The sequence below is a fragment of the Paraburkholderia sp. BR13444 genome (genome assembly GCF_040948755.1).
Taxonomy (GTDB): Bacteria; Pseudomonadota; Gammaproteobacteria; order Burkholderiales; family Burkholderiaceae; genus Paraburkholderia; species Paraburkholderia youngii.
The window spans coordinates 15,133-30,593 of sequence record NZ_JBFPKM010000016.1; the positions used below are offsets into that span (position 1 = coordinate 15,133).

Sequence of the window (15,461 nt, forward strand, 5' to 3'; positions counted from 1 at the left end):
GCAGCGGCGCTCTCCGGCACGCGGCCGTCGCGGAATTCATATCGCATTGGCGCTCGCAATGAATAACGGGCGCCGGGGCGCCCATTCATGCGGACTACGCGACGATCACGCGACCGACGCGTCGAACCGGCCGTCAGTCGAGCGCCAGCTTGCTCGCATCGTTGCAGCGATCCTCGGCGATCAGCGGATAGACGACTCCCGCGATCACCGCACCGATGATCGGCGCAGCCCAGAACAGCCACAGCTGATCGATCGCCGCGCCGCCGACGAATAGCGCCGGGCCCGTCGAACGCGCCGGATTGACCGACGTGTTGGTGACCGGAATCGAGATCAGGTGGATCAGCGTCAGGCACAGGCCGATCGCGATGGGCGCGAAGCCGGCCGGCGCGCGGCGATCGGTCGCGCCGAGGATCACGAACAGGAAGAAGCCCGTCATCACCACTTCGCAAACGAAGGCGGCGGCGAGCGCGTAGTGCCCCGGCGATTGCTCGCCGTAACCGTTGGTCGCGAAGCCGCTCGCGACCAGGTCGAAGCCCGGCTTGCCCGACGCGATCAGCGACAGCACGAATGCACCCGACACCGCGCCGACTACCTGCGCGGCGATATAGGGCAGCAGATCGCGCACCGGGAACCGGCCGGCGACGGTCAGGCCGACGCTCACCGCCGGATTCAAGTGACAGCCCGAAATGTGGCCGATCGCAAAAGCCATCGTCAGCACGGTCAGGCCGAAGGCCAGCGACACGCCGACGAAGCCGATGCCCAGACCATGAACCGGCCCGGCGAAGTTAGCGGCGAGGACCGCGCTGCCGCAGCCTCCGAGCACGAGCCAGAAGGTGCCGAACAGTTCGGCAACGAGGCGCTTTGACAACTGCATGATTGGTGATCCTAAAAAGAATTGGCACTTCAGAAGCACGCATCGAAAAGGGCGAGTACGTACGTTGAGCGCGCAATTCTAGGTAGGCAGCGCCAAATCAGGTGTCAAGGATTGTCAATCTGGACAGAATTTATAAACTATTACGAGATAAAGCGCGTGTTTTACAATTCACACGCTTTAATAATTATCAGAGGAAAATTCGCTAAACCGGTATTAGTGGCCATTGCGAATTTCTATAATTGCAGCTAGTCTGCGGTCGAATGAGTTCTAGAAAGGGAGAACCGAATGTCTCAATACGCAGACCTCAAGGCGCAGATAGCCAAATTGCAGGCACAGGCAGAAGAAGCGCGACGCACGGAAATCGACAATGTCGTTGCCGACATCCGCCAAAAGATCGCCGAATACGGTCTGACCGCGCAGGATCTCGGTTTCGCGGTCGCCGCCAAGCGCGGCCGCCCGCCCAAGAAGACGCCGCTGCCGGCGAAATATCAGGACCCGAAGTCGGGCAATACATGGAGCGGGCGCGGCAAGCCGCCCAAATGGATCGTCGGCAAGAATCGCGAGCGCTTTCTGATTGGCTCGGCCTGATGTCCGCCCGAGGTGACGCGGTGCAAGCGGTCTGAAGGGTTTTTTGCCGTTTCGGCTTAATCGCTGCGCGCTAATCCGCGGTGGAAGCGCCACCATCGCAGTATTAAAAAAGCCGCCCATACAGGGCGGCATTTTTCGCGTCCGGCGGCGAGAATGACTTCGTTTTCCGGTCGCGCAAACGATACCGAGGCCGGATTCGTCCGCTATTGGGCGTTATCAGCGAAGGTTCACAGCGCCGCTTCAAAGCGGACCGAAAACGGCCGGCCGTAAAAGCGCCGGCCGTTTTTAAGCGCGCTTAGCCGACCGCGACCTGGCGCAATACCGGGCGCCGCGACGTTTCAATCAAGGCCGAATAGCCGTCGACATAGTTCTGCGCCATCGTCTTCGAACTGAAGCGGCGTTCGAACTGGGCGCGGATTTCGGTGCGCGACAGCTCGTCCAGACGCTGCAGAGCCGCTACCGCGCCTTGCACGTCCTCGACGATATAGCCGGTCACGCCGTGGTCGATCACTTCGGGCACCGAGCCGCGGTTGAATGCGATAACCGGCGTGCCGCAGGCCATCGACTCGATCATCACGAGGCCGAACGGCTCGGACCAGTCGATCGGGAACAGCAGCGCCTTCGCGCCCGACAGAAACTCGGGTTTCTGCGCCTCGTTGATTTCGCCGACGAACTCGACATGCGCCATCGACAGCAGCGGCTCGATCTCGCGCTTGAAGTACTCCATGTCGACCTTGTCCACCTTGGCGGCGATCTTCAGCGGCAGACCGCTTTGCGCGGCGATCTTGATGGCTGTATCGACGCGTTTTTCCGGGCAGATGCGGCCGAGGAACGCGAGGTATTCGGGCTTCTTGTGCGGCTGCGGCGTCAGCAGCTGGTCCGGCAGACCGTGATAGACCGTGCTGAGCCAGTTGGCCTGCTGCAGCGGCAGACGCTGCGAATCCGAAATCGACACGACCGGCACATGCGAGAACGCGTCGAACACCGGCTGCAATTCCGGCAGGTCCAGGCGCCCGTGCAGCGTGGTCACGAACGGAGTGTCCATCGTCGTGAAGAGCGGGAACGGCATGTAGTCGAGATGGAAGTGCAGCACGTCGAACTCGTGCGCGACCTTGCGGACCTTTTCCATCATCAGCACGTGCGGCGCCAATGCATCGCGAATCGTCGGATCGAGGCGCAGCGCGCGCGGCCAGCACGCCTCGAGATTGGCGGACGTGACCGAGTCGCCGCTCGCGAACAGGGTGACGTCATGGCCGAGGTCGACGAGCGCCTCGGTCAGATACGACACGACACGTTCGGTGCCGCCATAGAGTTTCGGTGGGACAGCTTCGTAGAGCGGCGCGATTTGTGCGATTCGCATGCGTTTTCTCCTGTATCGATCGGAGTTAGCGCGAGGGGCGCTGACCCGAATCCCATGCAGATTTTTGACACTCACCGGGGCTTCGCACGACGGCGGGATCGCTCGAGGTACGTAGGCCTAACGGGCGGTTGGGCGCGGTTTCTCCCCGCCCGAAGGGTGGTCCGAAATCGGTATCGGGTAATCCCTTAGCCTCCATTATCGGGATCGACCGCGGTAATTCGAGTTATTTTTCAAACGCTTAATGTTGTTACAGCGCGAAACATCGACCGTTACAGCTTAGGCCCACGGTCTAATCGCAACCGCTCCCCATCATCGGCAAACGCAAGTGCGCCGGCTCAATCGAACGGGCAAACAGGCGAACTGGACCGTAGCAAGCGGCGGACCCAGGGGTCCGATGAAGGGGAAAGCGGCTGACCGAGCCTGATGGCAGGCGGGTGAAAACGTCTTATAATTCTTTCTCACCGTTTTACGGTGCGGCGGTGAAGTTCTGAAAACTCACCAACCGGTACACGCCGCAACCGTAAAAATTCCCAGCGCGCATCATCAGCCCCGCCCAGCGCCTCAATTCGTCCCAATCTGGTCTTCGACGCACCCTGCGTTGTAGGAATAATTCCTACACAAATGACGGATTAATCCGTCATCCAGGTGGGGTGTCTCTCCGATTTTCGGGTGTGCCCCCTTTCGAGACAATGCTTGCAAGACCAGAGACGAGCCGAATCGCGCGGGTTCAGCGCGCGCATTCGAGCAAACGTTTCCGCAAAAAAATCGGCCTGACCAGCCGGGCATACGAACGGGGGAATCATGAGCACGACTAGCCACATGCTCAGTGAGATCAGGGAAGTCAATCTGTCCTATCTGCTGCTCGCCCAGCGTCTGCTGCGCGAAGACAAGCCGATGGGCATGTTCCGCATGGGTATTTCGGACCAGCTGGCCGACGTGCTCGCCAATCTGTCGTTGGCGCAGACCGTCAAGCTCGCGGCGTCCAACCAGATGCTATGCCGCTTCCGCTTCGACGATCACGCGGTGCTGTCTGCCCTCGCGGACAAGGACAAGTCGAGCGCGATCGCGCAGGCTCATTCGGCGATCCTGATGGCGAGCCAGCCGCTCGAGCAGCTCGGCTGATGGCCAGCAAGAGCGTCGTACTCGAAGCCCGGGAAATCACCCTCGCGATCGAGCTGATCGAACTGGGCGCGCGTCTGCAATTGCTGGAGGCGGAAACCAGCCTGTCGCGCGACCGGCTCATCAAGCTGTACAAGGAATTGAAAGGGGTGTCGCCGCCCAAGGGCATGCTGCCGTTTTCGACCGACTGGTTCATGACCTGGCAGCCGAACTTTCATTCATCGCTGTTCTACAACATCTACCGTTTCATGGCCGGCTACGGCGGCTGCCGCGCGATCGAATCGATCGTGAAGAGCTACCGGCTATATCTGGAACACGTGCAGTTGCACGACGACGAGCCGGTGCTCAGTCTCACGCGCGCGTGGACGCTGGTGCGCTTCTTCGACTCGGGCATGCTGCAGCTGAGCGCCTGTCGCCGCTGCGGTGGCCATTTCGTCGCGCACGCGCACGATCCGCAGCACGCGTTCGTTTGCGGGCTGTGCCAGCCGCCGTCGCGCGCGGGCAAGACGAAGAAGGCGGCGCAAACTCAGACCGAGCAGCAGACCGCCGTCGCCGGAATCCCGGCCGAGGTGCCGCAAGTGGCCGACACGCGGGCTCACGAGGTCCGCTGCACCGCTCCCACGCCCGACATCCTCGTCACCGCCGAAGTTTGAGCGGCACACGTTGAGGCAGCGCAAGCCTCTGGTTTACACCGGACGCGAGCGCCGTCTTTTTCCCCAAAGTTTTCCGCCTCGGTGCCGTAAACCTGACTAACGACGGTGACCGTCGCATTTTTGTGAGGGCTCGGCAGTGCTGATATTCGTGGGAACACTCGTGACGCTGTTGTCCGTCTTCGGCGGTTACGCGCTGGAAGGGGGCCATCTCGGCGCGCTGCTGCAACCCGTTGAGGTGCTGATGATCGCCGGCGCCGGACTTGGCGCGTTCATTCTCGGTAACGGGATGAAGACGATCCGGGCGACACTGCGCGTCATTCCGACCCTGTTCAAGGGCGCGAAGTACAACAAGGACGTCTACATGGAGCTGATGGGGCTCCTGTACGTGCTGCTCGCGAAAGCGCGCAAGGAAGGCACGCTGACGCTCGAGGCCGACATCGACGATCCGTCGAAGAGCCCGATCTTCACGCAGTACCCGAAGATCCTCGCCGACAAGCACATCATCGAGTTCCTGACCGACTACCTGCGGCTGATGGTCGGCGGCAACATGAATGCGTTCGAGATCGAAAGCCTGATGGACGAAGAGATCGAGACGCACCACCAGGAAGGCGAGGCGCCCGCCCAGGCGCTGAGCAAGGTCGGCGACGCGATGCCCGCGTTCGGTATCGTCGCCGCGGTGATGGGCGTCGTGCACACGATGGCTTCGGCCGACAGGCCGCCCGCGGTGCTGGGCGAGATGATCGCGCAGGCGCTGGTCGGCACCTTCCTCGGCATTCTGCTTTCGTACGGGCTGATCGGACCGCTCGCGAGCGTCGCCGAACAGCGCGTGACCGAGTCCACCAAGATGTTCCAGTGCATCAAGGTGACGATCCTCGCGAGCCTGAACGGCTATGCGCCGGCGATCGCGGTCGAGTTCGGCCGCAAGGTGCTGTTCTCGACCGAGCGCCCGTCGTTCGCCGAGCTCGAAGAGCACGTGCGCCGCGTCAAGGCGAAATAAGGCGGCGACGGGAACCGAATCGATGAGCAGCAAGGACAAAGACCGCGCAATCGTTGTCAAGCGCTCGGCGCCGAAGAAGCATGGTCATCACGGTGGCGCATGGAAGCTCGCCTACGCGGACTTCATGACCGCCATGATGGCCTTCTTCCTGCTGATGTGGCTGCTGAGCTCGGCCTCCACCGTGCAGCTGAAGGGCATCGCCGAGTACTTCAACCAGCCGCTGAAGATCACGCTGTGGGGCGGCGACCGCAGCGCCGAAGACTCGAGCATCCTGAAGGGCGGCGGGCGTGACATCTCGACCGACGCGCAGGGCGTGACCCGCTCGACCGACGGCAGCAGCAACCGGGCCGAGCGCACCGCGTCGCGCAACAACGAGGAAGCGGTGAAGCAGCTGCAGGGCGAGCTCGAACGCCGCGAGCAGGTGCGCCTGCACGATCTGCAGGTCAAGCTGATGGCCGCGATCGAGGCGAACCCGGTGCTGCGCCAGTTCAAGCAGCAGATCCGTATCGACTCGACCCTGACAGGCCTGCGCATCGAGATCGTCGACTCGCAGAAGCGGCCGATGTTCGCGACCGCGCGCGACGTCGTCGAACCGTACATGCGCGACATCCTGCGCGAGATCGGCCACACGCTGAACGACGTGCCGAACCGCATCATCGTCCAGGGCCACACCGACGCCGTGCCGTACGCGGGCGGCGAGAAGGGCTATAGCAACTGGGAGCTGTCGGCCGACCGCGCGAACGCGTCGCGGCGCGAGCTGGTCGCGGGTGGCATGGACGAAGCGAAGGTGATGCGCGTGCTCGGTCTCGCGTCGACGCAGAACCTGAACAAGGCGGACCCGCTCGATCCGGAGAACCGTCGCATCAGCATCATCGTGTTGAACAAGAAGTCCGAGGCGGCGCTCGATCACGACGATTCGACGACGACCACGCTGTCGGACGACGCAGCCGGCTCGAAGCCGCTGCTGCAAAAACTTGCGCAGCCGGTGACGGTTGCACCGAAGTTGCCGGCGGCGGCGCCGGCAAAGTAACAGACCGCGGCCGCCGGGCCGGGACCCGCGCCCGAGCGGCGCACCCCGGCAGGCGGCCCAGTGTTTAGCGCAGCGAGGTTTTCATGATCAGGCACATCCTGGCAGTCGACGATTCGGCATCGATGCGGCAGATCCTCGCCGCGACGCTGACGGGCGCCGGCTATGAGGTCACGCTCGCGGCGGACGGCAACGAAGGGCTCGAAAACGCGCTCGCGATGGCGTTCGATCTCGTGTTGACCGACCAGCACATGCCCGGCAAGACCGGTCTCGATCTGATCACCGCGCTGCGCGGAAATCCAGCCTATCAGGCGACGCCCATCCTCGTCCTCACGACGGAATCGGGCGAACCCTTCAAAGAGGCGGCGCGCGCAGCGGGCGCGACCGGCTGGATCGAAAAGCCGCTCGACCCGGACATGCTGACCGAGCTGGTGGCGGCGCTGGCCGAACCGGACCCGGATTGATCCGCGCAATCAATACCTTTAGACACAGTACAGATAGCTCTCGACGCTCCTCTCCGGCAACTCACGCCAGACAGGCACTCTCGCGGTGAACCAGGCATGACACTCGACATCACACAGTTCTATCAGACGTTCTTCGACGAAGCGGACGAACTGCTCGCGCAGATGGAGCAATTGCTGCTCAATCTCGACGTGGCCCGCCCGGACCCCGAAGACCTCGCGGCGATCTTTCGCGCCGCGCATTCGATCAAGGGCGGCGCGGCGACGTTCGGCTTCACCGCGCTCACCGAGACCACGCACATTCTCGAGTCGCTGCTCGATCGCGCGCGCAACAACGAGCTGGTGCTGCGCAAGGACATGATCGACACGTTCCTCGAGACCAAGGACGTGCTGTCCGGCCAGCTCGCCGACTACCGCGCGAGCGCCGAGCCCGACGCCGAGGTGGCGCGCGCGATCTGCGCGAAGCTCGAGCAGCTGCACGCGGAAAGCCGCATGGGCGGAGCGCCGGCAGCGGCAGCCGTCCAGACCGCGCCGGCCGCGGCGCAGCCGCCGGCAACCCAAACAACAACAGCAACAACCGCGGTACAGCAGCAAGGCGGCACCCCGCCCGAGCACGTCGTCGAACAGGCGGTGCAAATGGCGGGCGAATGGATGGACGGCGAACCGGCACAGACCGGGCAGGCCGCGGGCATGGACGACAGCGCCGGCCCACATCTGAAAATTACGCTACGGGGCGTGGGAGAGAAAGACCAGGAACTGCTCGCCGAAGAGCTGGGCAACCTGGGCAATATCGTCGGGCAGGTCAAGAGCGGCGGCGATCTGATGCTGTGGCTCTCGAGCGACGTACCCTCCGACGACATCATCGCCGTGTGCTGCTTCGTGATCGACGAAAGTCAGATCACGATCGGCCGTGGCACCGCGCCGGCGGACGACGCGCAGCAGGGCAAACCTGGAACGCCCGCCGCTGCCGCCGTTCCGACACCGGCGCAAAGCGCGCCTGTCGCCCCCGCCGCTCCCGCGGCGCAAGCGCAGGCGCAGCCGGTGGTTCATGCGGAGCAGGCGGCATCGTCGGCTCCGCCGGCTCCCGCCGCTGCGCCCGCAAGCGCGGCCAGTCACGCCGACAGCATCGAGCCGCCGCCAGCACCACCCGCGGCGGCTCCGGCGGCAGCCAAACCGGCGTCGGCCGGGTCCGCCGAACACGACCGCAAGGCGACCCGCCCGGCCGCCGCGGCGGCGGCCGGCGAAGGCAGCTCGATTCGCGTCGGCGTCGAGAAGGTCGATCAGCTGATCAACCTGGTCGGCGAGCTGGTGATCACGCAGGCGATGCTCGCGGAGACCACCAGCACGTTCGATCCGGCGCTGCACGACCGGCTCTTCAACGGCATGGCGCAGCTCGAGCGCAACGCGCGCGATCTGCAGGAAGCGGTGATGTCGATCCGCATGATGCCGATGGATTACGTATTCAGCCGCTTCCCGCGTCTGGTGCGCGATCTCGCGGCAAAACTCGGCAAGGAGGTCGAACTCGTCACCTTCGGTCAGGCGACCGAACTCGACAAGAGCCTCATCGAACGGATCATCGATCCGTTGACGCACCTCGTGCGCAACAGTCTCGACCACGGCATCGAAACCGTCGAGGCAAGGCGCGCGGCGGGCAAGGATTCGACCGGTCAGCTGGTGCTGTCGGCGGCGCACCACGGCGGCAACATCGTCATCGAGGTCAGCGACGACGGCGCGGGCCTGCGCCGCGACAAGATTCTCGCGAAGGCGATCAAGCAGGGCATGCAGGTCAGCGAAACGATGACCGACGAGGAAGTCTGGAACCTGATCTTCCTGCCGGGCTTCTCGACCGCCGAGCAGGTCACCGACGTGTCCGGCCGCGGCGTCGGCATGGACGTGGTGAAGCGCAACATCCAGTCGATGGGCGGTCACGTCGAGATCACGTCGCACGCGGGCAAGGGCAGCACCACGCGGATCGTGTTGCCGCTCACGCTGGCGATTCTCGACGGCATGTCGGTGAAGGTCGGCAACGAGATCTTCATCCTGCCGCTGAACTTCGTGATGGAGTCGCTGCAGCCGCAAGCCGAAGACATCTACACGGTCGCCAACGGCGAGCGCGTGGTGCGCGTGCGCGGCGAATACCTGCCGCTCGTCGCGTTGCATGAAGTGTTCAACGTGTCGGAGGCGAAGCAGGAGCCGACCCAGGGCATCGTCACGATCATGCAGACCGAGGGACGGCGCTTCGCGATGCTGATCGACGAACTCGTCGGCCAGCAGCAGGTGGTCGTGAAGAATCTGGAAACGAATTACCGCAAGGTGCACGGCATTTCCGCGGCGACCATTCTGGGCGACGGCAGCGTCGCGCTGATCGTGGACGTCGCGGCGCTGAACCGCGAAACGCGTCATGCGCATGGGCATGCGCAGGCGATGAGCCTCGCGTGACGCATGCAGCAAACGCCTCAATGACAGACATCGCAACACAACTTCAACTCAATTTATCCCAACCGTTTGGGGGCTAACGTGGCAGAAGTCCAATCCATCAATTCGAGCGTCGCAAATGCGAGCGGTACGAATGGCCGCCGCGATGCGCAGGCGGACGCCGGCGGTCAGGAATTCCTCGTCTTCACGCTGGGCGCGGAAGAGTACGGCATCGACATCCTGAAGGTGCAGGAAATCCGCGGCTACGACAACGTGACGCGCATCGCCAATGCGCCCGAGTTCATCAAGGGCGTGATCAACCTGCGCGGCATCATCGTGCCGATCGTCGACATGCGGATCAAATTCCATCTGGGCCGCGTCGAGTACGACCATCAGACTGTCGTGATCATCCTGAACGTCGCGCATCGCGTGGTCGGGATGGTCGTGGACGGCGTCTCGGACGTGCTGACGCTGGCGGTCGACCAGATCATGCCGGCGCCGGAATTCGGCGCGACGCTGACGACCGAATACCTGACCGGCCTCGGCACGGTCGACGGCCGCATGCTGATCCTGATGGACATCGAGAAGCTGATGACCAGCTCCGAGATGGCGCTGACCGAGACGCTCGGCGTCTGACGGCACGCAGTAACGGAACCCGGTACAAGGAGCATCAACATGCTGAGCAGGTGGTCGATCCGCACGTCGTTGACGATGGTGGGGATTCTTCTGGTGACGCTGACCGTGGCGGTCGGCGCGCTCGGGCTGACCGCGCTGAATCGCGCGAGCGGCTCGCTCGAACGCATCGCGCGCGGCGAACTGGTCGCGATTCATGCGCTCGACGACGCGTCGGCGTATCTGCTGCGCGCGCGCATCGCGATCGAACGCTTCAACACGCTGACGGCCGCCGGCAAGGCGGACGAGGCGAAGAAGGCACTCGATCGCGCGCAGGAGCTGCTCGGCAAGGGCAATCAGAGCTGGCAGGCGTATCTCGACGCGCCGAAGCACGGCGTGGAGCAACCCTTGCTCGACGATGTGCTTGCCAAACATACGACGGTGATGCACGACGGTGTCGACGTCGAATTCGCCGCGTTGAACGCGAACAATCTCGACGCATATCACGCGATCGCGGACACCAGGATCAGCCCGATGTTCATCGCCTACGACGCCGCCGCCGCCGCGGTGATCCAGGCGCTGCAGCAGAGCGTGGCCGATCAGGAGGCGAGCGCGCAGTCGAACACATCGCTGATGGTCACGCTGATCAGCGTGATCACGGCGTTCGCGCTGCTGGTGGTGGTCGGCATCAGCTTCGCGCTGCGCGGGCTCATCGTGCAGCCGCTGAAAGACGCGACCGCGTGCTTCGAGCGGATCGCCGCGGGCGACCTGTCCACCCCGGTCGAGGCATTCAGCAACAACGAAATCGGCCGCCTGTTCGCGGGCATCAAGCGGATGCAGGAAAGCCTCGCGACGATGCTGCGTGCGGTGCGCAGCGGCACCGAATCGATCGACACCGGCGCGCGCGAAATCGCGATGGGCAACACCGATTTGTCGCAGCGCACCGAGCAGCAAGCGGCGTCGCTGCAGGAAACCGCGTCGAGCATGGATCAGCTGACCGGCACCGTGCGGCAGAACACCGAGAACGCGCGCCAGGCGAGCCAGCTCGCCGTCAACGCGTCGGACATCGCGACGCGCGGCGGCGAGGTGGTGAGCCAGGTCGTCACGACGATGCAGGAGATCGCGACCAGTTCGAACAAGGTCGTCGACATCATCGGCGTAATCGAGGGCATCGCGTTCCAGACCAACATCCTCGCGCTGAACGCGGCTGTCGAAGCCGCGCGGGCCGGCGAACAGGGCCGCGGCTTCGCGGTGGTCGCGGGCGAAGTGCGCAGCCTCGCGCAGCGCAGCGCGAGCGCCGCGAAAGAGATCAAGGAGCTGATCGGCGATTCGGCCGACAAGGTGAAGAGCGGCTCCGAACTGGTCGGCCGCGCCGGCACGACGATGGATGAAATCGTCCAGGCGGTGCGTCGCGTGACCGACATCATGGGCGAGATCAGCGCGGCGTCGGAAGAGCAGTCGAGCGGCATCGAGCAGGTCAATCGCGCGGTCGTGCAAATGGATTCGGTCACGCAGCAGAACGCGGCGCTGGTCGAACAGGCGGCCGCCGCGGCGGCGTCGCTCGAAGATCAGACGCGGCAGTTGCAAGCGGTGCTGAGTGGCTGGAAGGTGGCCGGCGGCACACCGGCGCGTCAGAGCGCACCGGCGACGCCGCGTTCGCAAGCCTCCGCGCAGTTCGCCAAGGCGGCACCGCAAGCAGCGAGCGCGGCGACTCCGGTGCACCCGGCCGGCGCGAGCAGCGAAGCGAAGGCAACTGCTGCGGCCCCGGCGGCCCAGAGCCAGCACGATGCAGCCGCACGCGTCGAACCGGCCTTGAAGTCCAGGCCGACCGCAGCAGCGTCTCGCGCGACGACCGACACGCCCGCGCGCGCCGCTCCGGCGAGCACGGCGAAGGCAAGCTCGGACGCGGACTGGGAAACGTTTTAGGCAACGGCAGAGTGATATGTGGTCAACCGGCATCGCGCCCGCGGATGGGCGAAGCATCGAAGCACGCGCAGCACGCGTGTCGCGAGCCGGCCGTATGTCGATGGTACTCGCGGGAGGGCGCGACCCCGCGAAAACAATTCCTATCCCCCAGCCAGTGCGGCTGGGCGGCGAGCGTGATGGCTCATATCGCAGACAGGAATTTTGATGATGGCAACGCGCGCAACACAACGCCCCGTGCGGGCGGCACCTGACGGCATGGAGCCGGCCAGGTCCGTCGAGACGGGACGCGATTTCGAATTCACGGCGGCGGATTTCGCCCGCATCCGCGATCTGATTCATCGCGTGGCAGGCATCTCGCTGTCGGACCACAAGCGCGACATGGCGTATAGCCGCCTCGCGCGACGCTTGCGGGCGCGCGGCATCGATACGTTCCGCCAGTATCTCGATCTGCTCGAAGCGGAAAACGATCCGGCCGAGTGGGAAGCGTTCACCAATGCGCTGACCACCAACCTGACCGCGTTCTTCCGCGAAGCCCATCACTTTCCGATCCTCGCCGAGTTCGTGCCGCGCCGTTCGCAACCGGTGTCCATGTGGTGCTCGGCGGCATCGACCGGCGAGGAGCCGTACTCGATCGCGATGACGCTGATCGAAGCGCTCGGCGACAGCGGCGCGCGCCAGGCATCGGTGCTTGCGACCGACATCGACACCCAGGTGCTCGCGAAGGCCGAGGCCGGCGTCTACCAGTTCGATCAGGTCAAGCACCTGTCGCCCGAGCGCCTGAAGCGCTTCTTCCTGAAGGGCACGGGCGCGCACGCGGGGATGGTCAAGGTGCGTCCCGAGGTGCGCGCGCTGGTGCGCTTCGAGCAACTGAATCTGACCGATCGCGATTACCAGTTGCGCACGCAGTTCGACGCGATCTTCTGCCGCAACGTGATGATCTATTTCGACAAGCCGACGCAGGCGCAGGTGCTGGCGCGCTTCGAGCCGCTGGTGAAGCCGGGCGGCCTGCTGTTCGCCGGCCATTCGGAAAACTTCACGTACGTGACGCAGGCGTTCCGGCTGCGCGGCCAGACCGTCTATGAACTGACGCGCGACGCTAGCGGCGCGCGCGCGCCGTCGCGCGCGAACGCGCATGACGCGCATCAGGCGAGCGGGGTGGCCGCATGAGCAGCACGCTGCCGATCGCTACCAACTTGTACTACGACAACCACTTCCAGCGCCCCGGCGTGAAGCTGTTGCCCAACGAGTTCTACACGACGAGCGAAGACATGGTGCTCGTGACCGTGCTCGGCTCGTGCGTCGCGGCCTGCATCCAGGACCGCACCGCGGGCATCGGCGGCATGAATCACTTCATGCTGCCCGACGACGGCGCCGATCTCGCGCAGGCCGCGTCGGACTCGATGCGCTACGGCGCCTACGCGATGGAAGTGCTGATCAACGAACTGATCAAGGCGGGCGGCCGGCGCGAACGCTTCGAGGCCAAGGTATTCGGCGGCGGCGCGGTGCTCGCGGGCATGACGACGATGAACATCGGCGATCGCAATTCGGAGTTCGTGCGCCGCTATCTGGCCACCGAAAAGATCCGCATCGTCGCCGAGGACCTGCAGGGCTCGCATCCGCGCAAGGTCGCGTTCATGCCGCGCACCGGTCAGGTGATGGTGAAGAAATTGCGCTTGCAACAGGAAGCGGGCGTCGCCGAGCGCGAACAGGCGCTCGTGCGGCAGAGCGCCGAAGCGCGCGCCGAGCGGCTCGCCGCGGCGCGCAGCCGGGTCGAGCTGTTCGCGAAGCCGGCCGCCGCGCGGCCGAAAATCGAACTGTTCGGCGCGAGCCCGCGCCCGACTTATTCCAACAACGCCAGAACCACAGAGGAGGCGTGAGCGCTGTGCAAAAGATCAAGGTATTGTGCGTCGACGATTCGGCGCTGATCCGCAGCCTGATGACCGAGATCATCAATGGCCAGCCGGACATGACGGTGGTGGCGACGGCGCCCGATCCGCTCGTCGCGCGCGAGCTCATCAAGCAGCACAACCCGGACGTGTTGACGCTCGACGTCGAAATGCCGCGCATGGACGGCCTCGATTTTCTCGAGAAGCTGATGCGTCTGAGGCCGATGCCGGTCGTGATGGTGTCGTCGCTGACCGAGCGCGGCAACGAAATCACGCTGCGCGCGCTCGAACTCGGCGCGGTCGATTTCGTGACCAAGCCGAAGGTCGGTATTCGCGACGGCATGCTCGACTATGCGGAAAAGCTCGCCGACAAGGTTCGCGCGGCGGCCCGCGCGCGCGTGCGCCAGGCCGCGCCCGCGCAGCAGGCGGCCACCCAGGCGGCGCATGCGCCGGTCGGCTCGGCGCCGCTCTTCAACAACCCGCTGCTCAGTACCGAGAAGCTGGTGATCGTCGGTGCGTCGACGGGTGGCACCGAGGCGATTCGCGAAGTGCTGGTGCCGCTGCCGCCCGATGCGCCCGCGGTGCTGATCGCGCAGCACATGCCGCCGGGCTTTACGAAATCTTTCGCGCAACGCCTCAATGGTTTGTGCCGGATTACCGTTAAAGAAGCAGAGCACGGCGAGCGGGTGCTGCCGGGGCACGCATACATCGCGCCGGGCCACGCGCATCTGTTGCTCGCGAGGAGCGGTGCGAACTATATTGCGCATCTGTCCGACGACCCGCCGGTGAACCGGCATCGTCCGTCGGTCGATGTGCTGTTCCGCTCGGCCGCGCAGCATGCGGGCAAGAACGCGGTCGGCGTGATTCTGACCGGCATGGGGCGCGACGGCGCGGCCGGTCTGCTGGAGATGAGAAAAGCCGGTGCCTACACGCTGGCGCAGGACGAGGCGAGCTGCATCGTGTTCGGCATGCCGCGCGAGGCGATCGCTCTCGGTGCGGCCGACGAAATCGCCTCGCTGCCGGACATGAGCCGGCGCGTGATGGCGCGTTTGTCGTCGATGGGTGACCGCGTTCAGCGGGTATGATGCGTGCCGGATGGAATGACGCGGTTCAACGCCGCAACATGGATCAAGCAAAGGGAAAGAAATGGACAAGGGAATGAAGATTCTGGTGGTTGACGATTTTCCGACGATGCGCCGGATCGTCCGCAACCTGCTGAAGGAACTGGGCTACTCGAACGTCGACGAAGCGGAAGACGGCCAGGCCGGTCTCGCGCGTCTGCGCAGCGGCAGCTACGAGTTCGTGATCTCGGACTGGAACATGCCGAACCTCGACGGCCTCGCGATGCTGAAGGAAATTCGCGCCGACGCGAGCCTCGCGCATCTGCCGGTGCTGATGGTGACGGCCGAGTCGAAGAAGGAAAACATCATCGCGGCGGCGCAGGCCGGTGCGAGCGGTTACGTCGTCAAGCCGTTCACGGCCGCGACGCTCGACGAGAAGCTCAACAAGATCCTCGAGAAGATGGCGAAAGCCGGGAGCTGAC

The 15,461-nt window shown here is 64.5% G+C and carries 15 protein-coding genes; 13 read left to right on the forward strand and 2 right to left on the reverse strand.

Annotated elements, in window-relative coordinates:
* Positions 1 to 133 precede the first annotated feature (133 nt).
* Entirely contained in the window at positions 134 to 874 is a 741-nt protein-coding gene (aqpZ, locus tag AB3X95_RS31495; RefSeq protein WP_176367770.1) for an aquaporin Z, read from the reverse strand.
* 285 nt (positions 875 to 1,159) lie between these two features.
* Here aqpZ and AB3X95_RS31500 point away from each other — a divergent pair, with 285 nt between their 5' ends.
* Positions 1,160 to 1,462 carry an H-NS family nucleoid-associated regulatory protein gene (locus tag AB3X95_RS31500; RefSeq protein ID WP_013090908.1) on the forward strand — a complete coding sequence of 101 codons (303 nt, stop codon included), beginning with the start codon at positions 1,160 to 1,162 and terminating at the stop codon, positions 1,460 to 1,462.
* Positions 1,463 to 1,757: 295 nt separating this feature from the next.
* Here the strand turns inward: AB3X95_RS31500 and AB3X95_RS31505 are convergent, their stop codons facing one another.
* Positions 1,758 to 2,822 carry a glycosyltransferase family 4 protein gene (locus tag AB3X95_RS31505; protein WP_176124460.1) on the reverse strand — a complete coding sequence of 355 codons (1,065 nt, stop codon included), beginning with the start codon at positions 2,820 to 2,822 and terminating at the stop codon, positions 1,758 to 1,760.
* Positions 2,823 to 3,623: 801 nt separating this feature from the next.
* Here AB3X95_RS31505 and flhD point away from each other — a divergent pair.
* From flhD to cheY, 12 genes are all read left to right on the forward strand, one after another.
* The gene (gene flhD, locus AB3X95_RS31510) at positions 3,624 to 3,944 is read left to right on the forward strand and encodes a flagellar transcriptional regulator FlhD (protein WP_176367768.1); all 321 of its coding nucleotides are present in this window, start codon (positions 3,624 to 3,626) and stop codon (positions 3,942 to 3,944) included.
* Positions 3,944 to 4,594: a flagellar transcriptional regulator FlhC gene (gene flhC / locus AB3X95_RS31515; protein ID WP_176124462.1), complete on the forward strand. Its 651-nt coding sequence runs from the start codon at positions 3,944 to 3,946 to the stop codon at positions 4,592 to 4,594. Before flhD ends, flhC begins: the two co-directional genes overlap by 1 nt.
* Positions 4,595 to 4,730: 136 nt before the next feature.
* The gene (gene motA, locus AB3X95_RS31520; RefSeq protein ID WP_176109966.1) at positions 4,731 to 5,591 is read left to right on the forward strand and encodes a flagellar motor stator protein MotA; all 861 of its coding nucleotides are present in this window, start codon (positions 4,731 to 4,733) and stop codon (positions 5,589 to 5,591) included.
* A 22-nt stretch (positions 5,592 to 5,613) separates the two neighbouring features.
* Positions 5,614 to 6,621 carry a flagellar motor protein MotB gene (motB, locus tag AB3X95_RS31525; RefSeq protein ID WP_176124463.1) on the forward strand — a complete coding sequence of 336 codons (1,008 nt, stop codon included), beginning with the start codon at positions 5,614 to 5,616 and terminating at the stop codon, positions 6,619 to 6,621.
* Positions 6,622 to 6,704: 83 nt separating this feature from the next.
* The gene (locus AB3X95_RS31530; protein ID WP_176109968.1) at positions 6,705 to 7,082 is read left to right on the forward strand and encodes a response regulator; all 378 of its coding nucleotides are present in this window, start codon (positions 6,705 to 6,707) and stop codon (positions 7,080 to 7,082) included.
* Positions 7,083 to 7,178: 96 nt separating this feature from the next.
* Entirely contained in the window at positions 7,179 to 9,518 is a 2,340-nt protein-coding gene (gene cheA, locus AB3X95_RS31535; RefSeq protein WP_368623352.1) for a chemotaxis protein CheA, read from the forward strand.
* A gap of 78 nt (positions 9,519 to 9,596) precedes the next feature.
* Positions 9,597 to 10,130, forward strand: coding sequence for a chemotaxis protein CheW (locus AB3X95_RS31540; RefSeq protein WP_368623353.1), 534 nt, complete (start codon positions 9,597 to 9,599; stop codon positions 10,128 to 10,130).
* A gap of 39 nt (positions 10,131 to 10,169) precedes the next feature.
* The gene (locus tag AB3X95_RS31545; protein WP_368623354.1) at positions 10,170 to 12,032 is read left to right on the forward strand and encodes a methyl-accepting chemotaxis protein; all 1,863 of its coding nucleotides are present in this window, start codon (positions 10,170 to 10,172) and stop codon (positions 12,030 to 12,032) included.
* A gap of 204 nt (positions 12,033 to 12,236) precedes the next feature.
* Positions 12,237 to 13,199, forward strand: coding sequence for a CheR family methyltransferase (locus tag AB3X95_RS31550; protein WP_368623355.1), 963 nt, complete (start codon positions 12,237 to 12,239; stop codon positions 13,197 to 13,199).
* Positions 13,196 to 13,909 (forward strand): chemoreceptor glutamine deamidase CheD, encoded by a 714-nt coding sequence (gene cheD / locus AB3X95_RS31555; protein WP_176367764.1) that lies wholly within the window; start codon positions 13,196 to 13,198, stop codon positions 13,907 to 13,909. The genes AB3X95_RS31550 and cheD overlap by 4 nt, the downstream gene beginning before the upstream one ends.
* Positions 13,910 to 13,914: 5 nt before the next feature.
* Positions 13,915 to 15,003 carry a chemotaxis response regulator protein-glutamate methylesterase gene (locus AB3X95_RS31560; RefSeq protein ID WP_176124469.1) on the forward strand — a complete coding sequence of 363 codons (1,089 nt, stop codon included), beginning with the start codon at positions 13,915 to 13,917 and terminating at the stop codon, positions 15,001 to 15,003.
* Between the two features lie 61 nt (positions 15,004 to 15,064).
* Positions 15,065 to 15,460, forward strand: a complete 396-nt coding sequence (cheY, locus tag AB3X95_RS31565; protein ID WP_008923965.1) for a chemotaxis response regulator CheY — start codon at positions 15,065 to 15,067, stop codon at positions 15,458 to 15,460.
* Position 15,461 lies beyond the last annotated feature (1 nt).

What these genes read in the sequence shown, in the direction of transcription:
- motB (WP_176124463.1), top strand. Translation starts at nt 5,614, where the DNA reads ATGAGCAGCAAGGACAAAGACCGCGCAATCGTTGTCAAGCGCTCGGCG.
- AB3X95_RS31545 (WP_368623354.1), top strand. Translation starts at nt 10,170, where the DNA reads ATGCTGAGCAGGTGGTCGATCCGCACGTCGTTGACGATGGTGGGGATT.
- AB3X95_RS31505 (WP_176124460.1), bottom strand. Translation starts at nt 2,822, where the DNA reads ATGCGAATCGCACAAATCGCGCCGCTCTACGAAGCTGTCCCACCGAAA.
- flhD (WP_176367768.1), top strand. Translation starts at nt 3,624, where the DNA reads ATGAGCACGACTAGCCACATGCTCAGTGAGATCAGGGAAGTCAATCTG.
- cheY (WP_008923965.1), top strand. Translation starts at nt 15,065, where the DNA reads ATGGACAAGGGAATGAAGATTCTGGTGGTTGACGATTTTCCGACGATG.
- AB3X95_RS31550 (WP_368623355.1), top strand. Translation starts at nt 12,237, where the DNA reads ATGATGGCAACGCGCGCAACACAACGCCCCGTGCGGGCGGCACCTGAC.
- cheD (WP_176367764.1), top strand. Translation starts at nt 13,196, where the DNA reads ATGAGCAGCACGCTGCCGATCGCTACCAACTTGTACTACGACAACCAC.
- AB3X95_RS31530 (WP_176109968.1), top strand. Translation starts at nt 6,705, where the DNA reads ATGATCAGGCACATCCTGGCAGTCGACGATTCGGCATCGATGCGGCAG.
- cheA (WP_368623352.1), top strand. Translation starts at nt 7,179, where the DNA reads ATGACACTCGACATCACACAGTTCTATCAGACGTTCTTCGACGAAGCG.
- flhC (WP_176124462.1), top strand. Translation starts at nt 3,944, where the DNA reads ATGGCCAGCAAGAGCGTCGTACTCGAAGCCCGGGAAATCACCCTCGCG.
- AB3X95_RS31500 (WP_013090908.1), top strand. Translation starts at nt 1,160, where the DNA reads ATGTCTCAATACGCAGACCTCAAGGCGCAGATAGCCAAATTGCAGGCA.
- aqpZ (WP_176367770.1), bottom strand. Translation starts at nt 874, where the DNA reads ATGCAGTTGTCAAAGCGCCTCGTTGCCGAACTGTTCGGCACCTTCTGG.